The sequence below is a fragment of the Streptomyces sp. NPDC058525 genome, assembly GCF_042719495.1.
Lineage (GTDB): Bacteria > Actinomycetota > Actinomycetes > Streptomycetales > Streptomycetaceae > Streptomyces.
Genome location: NZ_JBHXNP010000008.1, coordinates 102,870 through 116,566 on the forward strand (window position 1 = coordinate 102,870; position 13,697 = coordinate 116,566).

At 72.5% G+C, this 13,697-nt stretch carries 12 protein-coding genes; 3 read left to right on the forward strand and 9 right to left on the reverse strand.

Annotated features, from left to right (window positions below; genetic code table 11):
* Window positions 1-147 precede the first annotated feature (147 nt).
* The 3 genes from ACFWP3_RS06835 to ACFWP3_RS06845 all read left to right on the forward strand — a co-directional run bounded on the left by ACFWP3_RS06835 (window position 148) and on the right by ACFWP3_RS06845 (window position 4,611).
* The gene (locus ACFWP3_RS06835) at window positions 148-579 is read left to right on the forward strand and encodes an SSI family serine proteinase inhibitor (RefSeq protein WP_384216898.1); all 432 of its coding nucleotides are present in this window, start codon (window positions 148-150) and stop codon (window positions 577-579) included.
* Window positions 580-698: 119 nt separating this feature from the next.
* Window positions 699-4,022, forward strand: a complete 3,324-nt coding sequence (locus ACFWP3_RS06840; protein WP_384216900.1) for a PAS domain-containing protein — start codon at window positions 699-701, stop codon at window positions 4,020-4,022.
* Between the two features lie 13 nt (window positions 4,023-4,035).
* Window positions 4,036-4,611, forward strand: coding sequence for an antibiotic biosynthesis monooxygenase (locus ACFWP3_RS06845; RefSeq protein ID WP_384216901.1), 576 nt, complete (start codon window positions 4,036-4,038; stop codon window positions 4,609-4,611).
* A 19-nt stretch (window positions 4,612-4,630) separates the two neighbouring features.
* Here the strand turns inward: ACFWP3_RS06845 and ACFWP3_RS06850 are convergent, their stop codons facing one another.
* The 9 genes from ACFWP3_RS06850 to ACFWP3_RS06890 all read right to left on the reverse strand — a co-directional run bounded on the left by ACFWP3_RS06850 (window position 4,631) and on the right by ACFWP3_RS06890 (window position 13,416).
* Window positions 4,631-6,280: a long-chain fatty acid--CoA ligase gene (locus tag ACFWP3_RS06850; RefSeq protein ID WP_384216903.1), complete on the reverse strand. Its 1,650-nt coding sequence runs from the start codon at window positions 6,278-6,280 to the stop codon at window positions 4,631-4,633.
* A 152-nt stretch (window positions 6,281-6,432) separates the two neighbouring features.
* Window positions 6,433-6,966, reverse strand: a complete 534-nt coding sequence (locus ACFWP3_RS06855; RefSeq protein ID WP_384216905.1) for a SigE family RNA polymerase sigma factor — start codon at window positions 6,964-6,966, stop codon at window positions 6,433-6,435.
* A 135-nt stretch (window positions 6,967-7,101) separates the two neighbouring features.
* Window positions 7,102-8,268, reverse strand: a complete 1,167-nt coding sequence (locus tag ACFWP3_RS06860; RefSeq protein ID WP_384216907.1) for a lipid-transfer protein — start codon at window positions 8,266-8,268, stop codon at window positions 7,102-7,104.
* Entirely contained in the window at window positions 8,265-8,648 is a 384-nt protein-coding gene (locus ACFWP3_RS06865) for a MaoC family dehydratase (RefSeq protein WP_384216909.1), read from the reverse strand. Before ACFWP3_RS06865 ends, ACFWP3_RS06860 begins: the two co-directional genes overlap by 4 nt.
* Window positions 8,645-9,676, reverse strand: a complete 1,032-nt coding sequence (locus tag ACFWP3_RS06870) for an acyl-CoA dehydrogenase family protein (RefSeq protein WP_384216911.1) — start codon at window positions 9,674-9,676, stop codon at window positions 8,645-8,647. The genes ACFWP3_RS06865 and ACFWP3_RS06870 overlap by 4 nt, the downstream gene beginning before the upstream one ends.
* The gene (locus ACFWP3_RS06875; protein WP_384216914.1) at window positions 9,676-10,644 is read right to left on the reverse strand and encodes a bifunctional MaoC family dehydratase N-terminal/OB-fold nucleic acid binding domain-containing protein; all 969 of its coding nucleotides are present in this window, start codon (window positions 10,642-10,644) and stop codon (window positions 9,676-9,678) included. The genes ACFWP3_RS06870 and ACFWP3_RS06875 overlap by 1 nt, the downstream gene beginning before the upstream one ends.
* Complete coding sequence (locus ACFWP3_RS06880) at window positions 10,641-11,843, reverse strand: acyl-CoA dehydrogenase family protein (RefSeq protein WP_384216916.1); 1,203 nt, start codon at window positions 11,841-11,843, stop codon at window positions 10,641-10,643. The genes ACFWP3_RS06875 and ACFWP3_RS06880 overlap by 4 nt, the downstream gene beginning before the upstream one ends.
* Before the next feature lie 187 nt (window positions 11,844-12,030).
* The gene (locus ACFWP3_RS06885) at window positions 12,031-12,342 is read right to left on the reverse strand and encodes a hypothetical protein (RefSeq protein ID WP_384216918.1); all 312 of its coding nucleotides are present in this window, start codon (window positions 12,340-12,342) and stop codon (window positions 12,031-12,033) included.
* Between the two features lie 639 nt (window positions 12,343-12,981).
* Window positions 12,982-13,416, reverse strand: coding sequence for a DUF6344 domain-containing protein (locus ACFWP3_RS06890; RefSeq protein WP_384216921.1), 435 nt, complete (start codon window positions 13,414-13,416; stop codon window positions 12,982-12,984).
* Window positions 13,417-13,697 lie beyond the last annotated feature (281 nt).

The following is a 13,697-nucleotide window of genomic DNA, read 5'->3' on the forward strand; positions in this document are numbered from 1 at the left end:
CACAGGCGCAGGGCCCCTCACCAATCCGCTCCCACGGTACTAGGAGGGGCGGGCGAAGGGCAAAGCCTTAAACCCCCTCGGCACGCAACGTCGGCGGACCCGAGTCGTTGGTCAGGCGTACGACGTACGGACGACCTGGAGTGCCCCATGCTGCGTCTCGCCGGCTTCGCCGTCACCTCCGCCCTGGCCGCCGCGGCCCTCGGCCCGCTGCCGCCGCTGCCCGAGCCCCTGGGCGGTCTGCTCGCCTCGCCCGACCGACTGACGATCACCATGGCCAACACCGGCAACCCGCGGATGGACCGCGAGTACCAACTCGAATGCGGCCCCGTGGGCGGCAACCACCCCTCGGCGGAGGAGGCCTGCGCGAAGCTCGACCAGCTCGCCAAGGAGCGGAAGGATCCCTTCGCACCCGTCTCCGACCGGCAGATCTGCCGCATGCAGTACGGGGGCCCGGCCACCGCCGACATCACCGGGACCTGGCGGGGGCGGAAGGTGGACGCGCACTTCCGCCGGACGAACGGCTGCGAGATCAGCCGTTGGGAGGAGTTGGAACCTCTGCTTCCGCCCGGGCGTTCCTGACCTGGGAGGATGCTCGTGACGGGTGGTGTCCGCCACACATCGGCCACCTCATCGCGGGACTGTGGCCTTAGACTCCTCCCGTGACATGCCAGTAGTCGTGGTCAGGGAGGAAGCTCGTCGTGAGCAGCAGGCCATCCCGAGGCGCTGCTCGCCTCGCAGCAATACTCGACGCACTTCCGGACGCGCTGTTGCTCGTCAACGCCAACGGCACTGTGGTCAACGCCAATTCGATCGCTCTCGAGGTCATGGAGAGCCCGGGCACCGGGCTCGTCGGCCGGGGCGTGCTCGACCTCCTGCCCGAATTCGACTCCAAGCTGATCCCCGGCTCCATGCGCCGGCCCGGCGAGGACGAGGGCGGCCGGGCCAAGCCCAAGCGGATGGTGGCGCGCCGGACCGACGGCAGCGAGTTCCCCGTCGAGGTCACCAGCGCCCACCTCGACGGGCGCGACGCCTACCGCGAGCCGCAGCCCGGCTACACCGGTGACGAGCTGCTGATGCTCGTCGTACGGGACCTCTCGCAGACCGTGGACACCGAGGCCGAGCTGGCCCGCTCCCAGCGGCAGACCGAGATGATCCTGCGAGCCGCGGCCGAGGGCGTCGTCGGCACCGACACCGACGGACGGGTGGTGCTGGTCAATCCGGCCGCCGCCCAGATCCTCGGCTACCGGGCCACCGACCTCGGCAACCGCGAACTGCACGGGCTGGTCCAGCACTCGCGCGCCGACGGCTCGCCGTTCCCCTACGAGGAGTCCCCGCTCGCCGACACCCTGCGCAGCGGGCGCAAGCACCGCGTGCGCGGCCAGGTCCTGTGGAACAAGGCCGGGCAGCCGGTCGCCGTGGACCTCACCACCTCGCCCGTGCGGGACGGGGAGCAGCTCGTCGGCGCGGTCATGACCTTCACCGACCGGCGGCCGTACGACGCCCTGGCCGCGCGCCACGCGCAGCTGCTGGCCGTGCTCGGCGAATCCCTGCGCGGGCCGCTGGACGAGCTGCGCGGGGAGCTGGCGACGCTGGCGGCCGACGACGCCGGGCAGCTGTGGCCCGAGGCCAACCAGCTGCTGCACCACCTGGCCGCCGGGTACTCCCGGATGACCACGCTGGTGGACAACGTGCTCGGCTTCCAGCGCCTGGACTCGGGCAGCGACCGGCTGAAGAAGAAGAAAGTCCTGATCAACGGCGTGGTCAAGGCGGGCGTCGACGGCGCCGTCGAGCTGATCGGCCCGGGGCGCGCCCAATTCGCCGTGCACGCTCCGACGATCGAGGCCGAGGTCGACGCGGACCGGATCTCGACCGCCCTCGCGCATCTGGTCGCGGACGTCGCCGGGGTGGACGCCACCGGCAAGACCCGCCAGGGCAGCGGCTACAGCGACTCGACGATCGTGGTGGCCGCCGCGCAGCGCGGTGACGTCGTACGGATCGAGGTGCGCGGGCCGTACGAGGGCGGCAACCCGGTCCACGAGCCGATCGTGCGGGGCATCGTGACCGCGCACGGAGGCGTGCTGCAGACGGTCGAGGTTCCGGGCGCGCCCGGCGGTGCGTACGTGCTGGAGCTGCCGCTGGGCTCGGGCGCCGGGACGGTCACCGTGCCCGAGCCGGCGGAGGAGGAGCCCCCGGCCGAAACGGCCCCCGCGGGCCGGGTCTCCGGAGGCCGGCGGGCCCGCCGCGGGGTGGACGCGTTCCTGGAGGACGAGGCCGGCGGTTCCGGTGCGCCCGGCGCCGAGAAGGCCGCCGAGGGCGGCTCCGCGCTGGCGCTGCCGTCCGGGCGGCGCCGGGCGGGCGAGGCCGCCGCGGGGGCCGAGACGGGGCCGGAGCTCGCGCAGTCCCCGGTGAACCCGGCGGGGCTGGGCACCGGCCGGCGCCGTGGCCGCGCCGGTGACGGCAGCGGCGAGGGCGGCCCGGGGCAGCCCGTGCCCCCGCAGGGCACCGCCATGCCCGCGCTGCCGCCCGTACCCACCGTGCCCCCGGTACCGCTGATGGAGCATCCCGCGGGGCGGCGGCGGGCGCTGGGCGCGGCCGGTCCGGCGCAGCCCGGCGGTCCCGTGCCGGCCAACGGGCTCCGGCCGGCGACCGCTCCCGCCCAGGCTCCGGCGCGGCCCATCGCCCCCGAGGGCGGCTTCGCGCTGCCCGCAGGCCCGACCCCCGCCGGCCCGACCCCCGCTGCCCCGGCTCCGCAGGATCCGGTGATGGCCGGTTCGGCGCCCGCTCCCGCCGAGGCCGATGCCGAGGCCGAGGCGCCCGGTGGGCGGCGTGGACGGCGGGTGCTGGGCGCGCCCGCGGCCGAGGACGAAGCCCCGGCCGCGCCGGCGGCCGCGGCCGAAGGGGACCCCGTGCCTCCCACCGGGCGGCGGCGGGCGCTGACGAACGCGCCGGCCTGGCCGGTTCCGGCGGCCCGGACCGCTCCGGAGGACGGCGACACGGCCTCCGGCCAGGTCGCGGTTCCCGGGGCCAGGCAGCCCCAGGACACCCCGGCGGAGGGCCAGGCCGCGCAGCCGATCAGTGTGCGCGCCCTCGGCACCCTCGGACAGGGCGTCTCCGTGGACCCCGCCGGTTCGGGTTCCGGCCGCCGTCGCCGTCTCTCCGAGCCCGCCCCGCAGGGACGGGCCTTCGCGATAGGAGCCCCCGAGGCGGGCTCCGACGAGGGTCCCGAGCCGCTGGACGGGCCCGGCGGCGCCGTCGAGGTGGTCAACCGGCCCGTACCGCGGCCCGTGGACGACGAGCTGCCGCCGGAGCCGCTGGACAACCCGCGCCGGCTGCTGGTGTGGCCGGCGCCCGACGTGCAGACGCAGCAGGCGCTCAGCGACCGCGGCTACCGGCCGGTGATCGTGCACTCCCGCGAGGAGGTGGACGCGCAGATCGCCGCGTTCCCCGCCGCGCTGTTCGTGGATCCGCTGACCGGGCCGATCACCCGGACCGCCCTGCAGTCCCTGCGCCAGGCCGCGGTGGCCGCCGAGGTGCCCGTGCTGGTCACGGCCGGGCTGGGGCACGCCACGCGGGAGGCGGCGTACGGAGCCGATCCGGCCGTCCTGCTCAAGGCGCTCGCTCCGCGCGACAGCGAGCAGCACCCCTCCCGGGTCCTGCTGATCGAGGAGCACGACGAGATCGCGACCGCCCTGACCGCCGCGCTGGAGCGGCGCGGCCTCCAGGTGGCGCGGGCGGGCGCCGACACGGACGCCGTGGAGCTGGCGACGCGGATACGGCCCAACCTGGTCGTCATGGACCTGATGCAGGTGCGCCGCCGGCGGGCCGGGATCGTGGACTGGCTGCGTGCCAACGGGCAGCTGAACCACACCCCGCTGGTCGTCTACACGACGTCCGGCATCGAGCCGTCCGAGCTGCCGCGGCTGGCGTCCGGCGAGAGCGTGCTCTTCCTCGCCGAAAGGGCCACGACGGCGGACGTACAGGGCCGCATCGTGGACCTGCTGGCGAAGATCGGCACCAACTAGTCATCCTGGCCCGATGGCCACGACCCACACGAGCGAGCACACCGTCCCCGCCGACAACGGCGAGGTGAACCTGCTGATCGCGCGGCAGGTGGAGCCGGGGCACGAGGAGACCTTCGAGGCCTGGGCGCACGGGATCCTGGAGACGGCCGCGGGCTTCCCGGACCATCTCGGGTACGGGCTGTTCCGTCCGGCGCGGGACGGCGGGCCGTGGTTCCTGGTCCACCGCTTCCGCAACCAGGCGGCGTTCCAGCGCTGGCAGGACTCGGCGGAGCGGGCTGAGTGGTTCTCCAACTGCCTCGGACACCACCACACGGAGATAGCCCGCCGCGAACTGCACGGCATGGAGACGTGGTTCGCCAAGCCGGGTACGACCCGGCCCGCGCCGCCGCGGTGGAAGATGGCGATCAGCTCGGGGCTGGCCATCTTCCCGATCTCGCTGGCGGGCAACGCGGTGCTCGGGCCGTACCTGGTGGATCTGCACTTCGTGGTGCGGACGGCGGCCTTCGCCGTCGTCTTCAGCACCCTGATGACCTACGTGGCCATGCCCGCCGTCAGCAGGCTGCTGCGGCCATGGCTCACCAAGGGCTGAAGGAGCGGACCGGGAGCGGTCAGTCCAGCTTCGTGACCTCCAGCGCTCCGTCCGCGTACTGCCTGCGGATCACCTTCTTGTCGAACTTGCCGACGCTGGTCTTCGGGACCGCCTCGATGACCGTCCAGCGCTCCGGCAGCTGCCACTTGGCGATGGACTGGCCGAGGAACGCGCGCAGGTCCTCGTAGTCGACGGTCGCGCCCTCCTTGAGGACGATGGTGGCCAGCGGGCGCTCGCCCCACTTGTCGTCGGGGACGGCCACGACCGCGGCCTCGGCGATCTCTGGGTGGGCCATCAGCGCGTTCTCCAGCTCGACGCTGGAGATCCACTCGCCGCCGGACTTGATGACGTCCTTGGCCCGGTCGGTCAGGGTGAGGTAGCCGTCGGCGCTGATGACACCGACGTCGCCGGTCTTCAGCCAGCCGTCCGCGCTGAACTTGTCTTCGGGACGGATGGGTTCTCCGCTCGCCCCGCCGTAGTAGGCGCCCGCGATCCAGGTGCCGCGCACCTCCAGCTCGCCCGCCGATTCGCCGTCCCAGGGCAGGACGTCGCCGCCGGGGCCGATCAGCCGGGCCTCGACACCCGCCGGGAAGCGGCCCTGGGTGATCCGGTAGGGCCACTCCTCCTCAGCGCTCAGCCCGGCCGGCGGGTGGGCCATCGTGCCCAGCGGGGAGGTCTCCGTCATGCCCCAGGCGTGGCAGAGGCGGACGCCGAGCTTGTCGTAGGCCTCCATCAGGGAGGGCGGACAGGCCGCGCCGCCGATGGTGACCTGCTTCATGGAGCTCAGGTCGCGGGGATGGGCGGTGACCTCGGCGAGGAGCCCCTGCCAGATGGTGGGAACGGCCGCGGCGTGCGTCGGCTTCTCCCGCTCGATCATCTCGGCGAGCGGGGCGGGCTGCAGGAACCGGTCCGGCATCAGCATGTTGATGCCGGTCATGAAGGTGGCGTGCGGCAGCCCCCACGCGTTCACGTGGAACTGCGGGACCACGACGAGGGTGGTGTCCTTGTCGTTCAGGCCCATCGACTCGGCCATGTTGACCTGCATGGAGTGCAGGTAGATCGACCGGTGCGAGTAGACGACGCCCTTCGGGTCCCCCGTGGTGCCGGAGGTGTAACACATGGCCGCCGCCTGGCGTTCGTCCAGCTCGGGCCAGTCGTACGTGTCGGGGCGGCCCGCGAGCAGCTCCTCGTACTCGTGGACGCGTACGTCCAGGCCCGCGAGGGCGGAGCGGTCGCCGATGCCCGAGACCACCACGTGCTCGATGGTCGGCAGGTGCGGCAGCAGCGGCACCAGCAGGGGCAGCAGGGTGCCGTTGACCAGCACGACGCGGTCGGCGGCGTGGTTGACGATGAAGACCAGCTGCTCGGGAGGGAGCCGCAGGTTGAGGGTGTGCAGGACCGCGCCCATGGACGGGATCGCGAAGTATGCCTCGACGTGTTCAGAGTTGTTCCACATGAGGGTTGCCACACGGTCGTCCTGCTGCACACCGAGTTCGTCGCGCAGGGCGTTCGCGAGGCGGGTGGCCCGGGTACCGATCTCGGCGAAGCTGCGGCGGTGCGGCTCAGCCTCCCCGGTCCAGGTCGTGACCTGGGACTTCCCGTGGATCGTCATCCCGTGCTGGAGTATGCGGGTGACGAGGAGTGGTACGTCCTGCATGGTGCTCAGCAAAGCGTCCTCCCGGTGAGCGCTGCGGCGCTGCGGCGGCTACGGATGCTGCCGATTCTGCGCACGTACCGGTCGGCATGTCACTACCCGGGAGTAGAAACCACTCTGTGTTTCACGTGAAACATCCCCTCGTTTCACGTGAAACATCGCCCGGCTCACCTGACCGGCGTAAGCTCCGGGTCCTCGCGGAGCTTGCCCAGCGCACGGGAGACGGCGCTCTTGACCGTGCCGACCGAGACCCCCAGCAGTTCGGCGGTCTGCGCCTCGCTGAGGTCCTCGTAGTACCGCAGGACGACCATGGCCCGCTGCCGGTCGGGCAGCCGGGTCACCGCGCGCCACATCGCGTCGCGCAGGGCCTGCGCCTCCGCGGGGTCGGCGGCCGGGGCGTCCTCGGTCTCCGGGAGCTCGTCGCAGGCGAACTCGTCGACCTTGCGCTTGCGCCACTGCGAGGTCCGGGTGTTGACGAGGGCCCGCCGGACGTAGCCGTCGAGGGCCCGGTGGTCCTCGATGCGGTCCCAGGCCATGTACGTCTTCGCGAGGGCCGTCTGGAGCAGGTCCTCGGCGTCGCACGGGTTGGCCGTGAGGGAGCGCGCGGTGCGCATCAGGACCGTGCCGCGGGTCCGGACGTACGCCGAGAACGACGGGTACGGCGTCGGCTGCGAGGCGAGCGTGCACACAGGCGTGGTCATGGCTCCACGCTAGGAGCGCCCGCCCGCCCTGGGATCGCCCGCAGGTGCCGAAGGGAGGTCCGCCTCAGGTTGTAGGAGTAGGGCAAACCCCACCCCCTGAAGGTGGAGGAGGCGGGGCACCGCGGCGGGCCGATCTCAGCCGTCGGCTCCGAGGATCAGCCCGGAGGTCGGCACGCCGGTGCCGGCCGTGACGAGCACGTGCTCCGCCCCAGCGACCTGGTTGACGGAGCTGCCGCGGAGCTGGCGGACGGCCTCGGCGATCCCGTTCATGCCGTGCAGGTAGGCCTCCCCCAGCTGGCCGCCGTGGGTGTTGATCGGCAGCGCGTCCGCGGCCACGAAATCACCGGCCTCGCCCGGCCCGCAGAAGCCGAACTCCTCCAGCTGCATGAGCACGAAGGGGGTGAAGTGGTCGTAGAGGATGCCGACGTCGATGTCCGAGGGCCGCAGCCCGCTGGTACGCCACAGCTGGCGCGCGACCACGTCCATCTCGGGCAGCCCGGTGAGGTCGTCCCGGTAGAAGGAGGTCATGCCCTCCTGGCGGCGGCCGGCGCCCTGCGCGGCCGCGGTGATCACGGCGGGCGCCTGCCGCAGATCGCGTGCCCGCTCGGCCGTGGTGACGACGAGGGCCTGGCCGCCGTCGGTCTCCTGGCAGCAGTCCAGCAGCCGCAGCGGCTCCACGATCCAGCGCGAGGCGGCGTGGTCGGCGAGGGTAATGGGCTTGCCGTGGAAGTACGCGGCGGGGTTGTTCGCGGCGTGCCGCCGGTCGGTGACGGCGACGTGCCCGAAGGCCTCGGGGGTCAGGTTGTAGGTGTGCAGGTAGCGCTGGGCCGTCATGGCCACCCATGAGGCGGGGGTCAGCAGTCCCCAGGGCAGCGACCAGCCGAGCGCGGCCCCCTCGGCCGAGGGCTCGCGCTGCTGGACGCCGGAGCCGAAGCGCCGGCCCGAGCGCTCGTTGAAGGCGCGGTAGCAGACCACGACCTCCGCGACCCCGGTGGCGACGGCGAGGGCGGCCTGCTGGACGGTGGCGCAGGCCGCGCCGCCGCCGTAGTGGATCCGGGAGAAGAAGGACAGGTCCCCGATGCCGGCCGCCTGGGCGACGGTGATCTCGGGGCTGGTGTCCATCGTGAAGGTGACCATGCCGTCGACGTCGGCGGGGGTGAGCCCGGCGTCGTCGAGTGCGGCGTGCACGGCCTCCACGGCGAGCTTGAGCTCGCTGCGGCCGGAGTCCTTGGAGAACTCGGTGGCGCCGATGCCGGCGATGGCGGCGCGGCCGCCGAGTTCGTCGCGCGTGCGCACGCTCATGCCGGTACCTCCGCGGTGACCGTTCCCGTCACGTGGTGGCCGATGCCGTTGGCGCCGACCACGCGGATCTCGACCGTGGACCCGGCCACGGCGGTGACCGTGCCGGAGAGGGTCATCGTGTCGCCCGGGTAGTTGGGGGCGCCCAGCCGGATCGCCACCTTGCGCAGCACGGCCTGCGGACCGAGGTGGTCGGTGACGTAGCGGCCGACCAGGCCGTTCGTCGTGAGGATGTTCATGAAGATGTCCGGTGAGCCCTTCTCGCGCGCCAGCGCCGCGTCGTGGTGCACGTCCTGGTAGTCCCGGGAGGCGATCGCACCCGCCACGATCAGCGTGCGGGTGACCGGGATCTCCAGCGGCGGCAGTGTGTCGCCGACCCTCATGCGCGTTCCCCCTCGGCTATCGAAGCTCCCAGCTCGGCCAGCAGCTCGCTGCCGCAGCCCAGATACGCGTCCAGCTGGCGCCCCCACAGGAAGTGCCGGTGCACGGGGTGGTCCAGGTCGGCGCCCATGCCGCCGTGCAGGTGCTGGCCCGCGTGTACGACGCGCTTGCCCGCCTCCGAGGCCCACCAGGCCGCGGTCAGCGCGTGTTCGCGCGCCGGGAGCCCCTCGTCGATCCGCCAGGCCGCCTCGTACGCGGTGACCCGGATCGCCTCGGTGTCCATGTACGCGTCGGCCGCGCGCAGCATGACCCCCTGGTTGGTGGAGAGCGGCCTGCCGAACTGCTCCCGGGTCGAGGTGTACTCGACCGCGCGGGCGAGCGAGCCCGCGCAGACGCCCGCCTGGAGCCCGGCGAAGGCGGTCCGGGCCGTGGCGAGGACCTCGTCGTAGGCCTCTGCGCCGCCGATCCGCTCCGCCTCGGCGCCGGTCAGGGTCAGCCGTCCCGCCGACCAGGGTGCGGTGGTCTCCACCGGGGAGGTCCGTACGCCCGGCGCGTCCGTCCGTACGAGCCACAGGGCCCGCTCGGCGTCGGGGACCAGCACGTGCGTGGCCTCGCGCAGCCAGGGCACGGCGGGGGCGGTGCCGGTCAGCCGGCCGTCCTGCTCGGTGATCCGGCCGCGGGCCGGGAAGGCCCCGGTGGCCACCGCTTCGCCGCTCTCCAGCTCGGGCAGCAGCCGGGCGCGCTGCTCGGGGCTGCCGTGCGCGGCCAGCGGGAGCACGCCGTACACGCAGGTGGCGGCGTACGGGACCTGTGCGGTGGTGCGGCCCTGCTCCTCCAGGAGCAGGACCAGCCCGAGCAGACCGACGTCCTGGACGGCGGCGATCAGCCCGGAGGCGGTCAGGGCCTTCCACAGCTCGGCGTCGCTGCCGGTGCCCGCGGCGGCGAGGCGTTCGTGGGTGGCCAGGTCGTGGAAGATCCGGGCGGCGAGTCCGGCCGCGGCGGCCTGCTCCTCGGTGGGGTGGAAGTCCATCAGCCCGCACTCCCGCGGAAGACGGGAAGTTCGAGGTCGTCGTCGACGCGCAGGAACTCCAGTTGGACGGGCAGCCCGATGCGCACTTTGTCGTAGGGGACGCCGGTGATGTTGCTGATCATTCGGACCCCTTCGGCGAGTTCGACGAGCGCCACGGCGTACGGGGGGTCGAAGGCGGGGAACGGCGGATGGTGCATGACGACGTAGCTGAACACCGTGCCTTCGCCGGAGGCCTCGACGGTGTCCCAGTCGGGGGAGGCGCAGGCGTTGCAGCCGGGCAGCCAGGGGAACCGGAGGGTGGCACAGGCGGTGCAGCGCTGGATCAGCAGCTTGTGGTCCCGGACCCCGGCCCAGAAACCCTCGTTGTCGCGGTTGATCACCGGACGGGGGCGCTGGGCCTTGGCCTTGGGCTCGGGCTTGGGCTCGGCCTTGGGCTCGGGTTTCTGCTCCCGCGGCCTGCCGGCCGGCGCGTACTTCAGGATCCGGAAGCGGTGGGTGCCGGCGAGCTCCCCGTCCGCGTGGACGTCCATGCGCGTGGTCACGAAGTGGCCCGTGCCCAGCTTGGTCGTCTTGCGCGGCGACACGGACTCGATGACGGCGTCGAAGGTGATCGCGTCGCCGGGGCGCAGCGGGCGGAGGTACTCCTGCTCGCAGTCGGTGGCGACGACGGAGGTGAATCCGGCGGAGTCGAGGAGCGTGAAGAGGTCGTCGTAGGCCGAGGAGCGGTCCGAGTGGCCGGACAGGCCGCCCATCGTCCAGGCCTGGAGCATGGTGGGCGGAGCGATGGCGTCCGGGCCGGTGTAGGCGGGGTTCGCATCGCCCATCGCCTCGCACCAGTGCCGGATCATCGGCTGGTTGACCACGTCCTTGCCGCGGCCCGCGGTGGCGGCGGGCTGCCCTTCGAAGGCCGTGAGGAGGGTGTGGAACCGGGCCGCCTCCTCGGCTGCGCCGGCAGCGTCCGCCGTCATCGCTTCCTTCCCTTCATGCCGAGCCGCATCATGGCGACGATCTCCCGCTGAACCTCGCTGACCCCGCCGCCGAAGGTATTGATCTGCGCGGCCCGGTTCATCCGCTCCAGCTCACCGCCCGCGAAGGCCTCGGGCCCCCGGACGAGGGCCTCCTCGCCGACCACCTCCTGGCACATCCGGTACACCTCGACGGTGGATTCGGTGCCGAGGAACTTCACGCCGCTGGCGTCGCCGGGGGCCAGCGTTCCGCCGCCCACGTCCTGGACGAGGCGCCAGTTGAGCAGGCGTACGGCGGCCAGCCGGGCGTGTGCCTCGGCGAGCCGGGAGCGCACCCAGGGGAGGTCGGCGGGGCGGTCGCCGGTGACCGGGTCGGGGGTGCGGGCGTGGGCGAGGGCCGCCTCGTAGAAGTCCTCGGCCTGCATCCCGATGGCGGCGAGGGCCACGCGCTCGTGGTTGAGCTGGTTGGTGATCAGGCCCCAGCCGCCGTGTTCGGGGCCGACGAGATTCCCGGCGGGCACGCGCACGGAGTCGTAGTACGTCGCGGTGGTCGTGAGCCCGCCGACGGTGTCGATGGGGGTCCAGGAGAAGCCGGGGTCGTCGGTGGGGACCAGGATGATCGAGATGCCCTTGTGTTTGGGGGCTTCGGGGTCGGTGCGGCAGCCGAGCCAGATCCAGTCAGCGTTCTGGGCGTTCGAGGTGAAGATCTTCTGCCCGTCGATGGCCCAGTCGCCGCCTGTCCCGGCCCTGGCTCCTGCCCCGGCGCCGGCAGCCGCCCCGGCGCCGTCGTGGCGGACGGCCCGGGTGCGCAGGGCGGCGAGGTCGGTGCCTGCCTCGGGTTCGGAGTAGCCGATGGCGAAGACGATCTCGCCCTTGAGGATCCGGGGCAGGAAGTAGTCCTTCTGCTCCTGGGTCCCGTACTTCATCAGGGTCGGGCCGACCGTGTTGAGCGTGACCATGGAGACGGGGGCCCCGGCCCGGTAGGCCTCGTCGAAGAAGACGAACTGCTCGTCGGGGCCGCGCCCTTGGCCGCCGTACTCGACGGGCCAGCCGAGCCCCAGCAGTCCGTCGGCGCCGATGCGGCGCAGCAGTTCGCGCTGGCGGGCCGGGTCCTCGGGGACCCCGTCCGGCAGCAGATCCTGGAAGTACTCCCGCAGTTCGGCGCGCAGCCGCAACTGGCCTTCGGTCGGGGCGAGGTGCACGGCGCTGGCCTCCCGGCATCACATCATCGAGTGAACCTGACTGTCCGTCAGATTCACCTGTGGTGTCAAGGTCGGGGAGGGGCTGGGCGGGCACGCGCGAGGGCGCCTGCGCTACCGGACCCCAGCCGGTCCGGTCGCACAGGCGCCCTCATCAGTACGAGATCAGTGGGTGCGGCTCAGGCCGCGGCTACCACCAGGGGTAGAAGTCGATGGCGACGTTCGAGTTGGACTGGTTGATCGCCGTGAAGGCCGAGCCGTTGACCTGCGCGGTGTTGTTCTGGTTGGAGGCGCCGGAACCGGTCGCCACCTGCTGCGACGTGGACGAGTTGCCGTTGTTGTCGCCGCCCACGCCGCTGCCGATGATGCTGGCGACGCTCGCATTCGATCCGTCGTTCGCGAAGGAGCCGTTGTCGGCCGAGGCCACCCCGCCGAACAGGGCGACGGCGAGGGGGAGCGCGGCGACGGCGGCGATGACGCGGGCGGTACGGATGCTTGCCATGTCTGAATCCTCCAGATAACCGAAGTGGGCTTTACCCCAAGGCAGTTGGCCGACCGCCTCGGTCGTTCTGCGTGCTGACGACGTCGCGAGATCAGAATTGCCCACCGAATCCCCGGCGAACCACCCCGGAGTCAGCGATTCCCCCGCAAGTATGACCAACATCGGATAAACCCCATTCGCGCCCCCTGCGCCCCAGGTCAGCCCCCCGGGACCCGCTGAAACCCCTGCCCCACAAGAGACGAAGCGTTCCAGCAGAAAGCCTGTCCCGAACATGCCGAAAAGGGCCGCGTCGTCCGGGAACCCCACCGTCTCCCGGGCCTGCGGCCCTGCAATCCCAAGCTTTGCGCCCCCTGCACGCCCCCGGCGCCCGCCGGGGCATTCCTTCCGTGCCCCGCTCCGGGGCACCACACGGCGCGATCCTCGGTCACATGTGACCGGGCTCCAGCGCCGGTTCCCACTGCTCTGCCCGGAGGCGGCGCGTGCGCCTGCGCATCCGGATCCTGCGACTGCTGCGGTACGGCTGTGAGTACGAGTACAAGTACGAGTTGTTGCAAGTTACGAGTTACGAGTTGCGAGTTGCGAGTTGCGAGTACGGATACGGGCCTTTGGCCGCTCCTGCGCGTGTGCGTGCGCCTGCGCCTACGCGGCGAGCGCGAGCACTTCCCGGGCGGCTCCGGCAGCGGCTCCGGCCGGGGCAGCGGCCTGCGTACCGACTGGGGCACCGGCCTGGGCACCGACCCGGGTCAGCGATCGAGCGGCGGTTCCCGGTCCGGCTCCCATGGCCGCGGCGGTGGTCGAGCGGCGGACGGACGGGGTCTTGCCGTGGGCCTCCGCGCGGATCCGCTGCTTGATGGTCGGCGGCAGCGATCCGCCCCGCATCATCGCCCGCCACGTCCGCCGGGCGGCGAAGGCCGGACGGCGCACCGCGGCGACAGCCGCGGCGGGGCCGGCGGTGGCCGGCGCCGAGGCGGCGGCCGGAGCGGCCTTCCCGCCGAGACCGAGGAAGGCGAGGAGGGCCACGAGGGCGGCCAGGACCGAGGTCCAGACCGAAGAGAGGGTGCTGCGCTGAGCCATGACAGGGGCCTCGTTTCGAGATGTTCCGACGGGCGGATCTGAATACATTCGTCATGATGTGCCCGCAACCGCACCGCCCCCATGACCCGCGCCGATCTTCCGACAAACACCACTCGGAAGGACCAGTCGTCGGGGTCGTCGCCGGTGGCGAAGAAGCGTCTCCGAGACTCCGTAAGCCGTGCTGACCTGCACGTTCACCCATGTCAGGGCGCTGATTCCGCAGCGGCACGCGCGCGGCGCCGCGGCAAGTCGTGATGCGCGTCGCGCGTCGTTACCCCGGA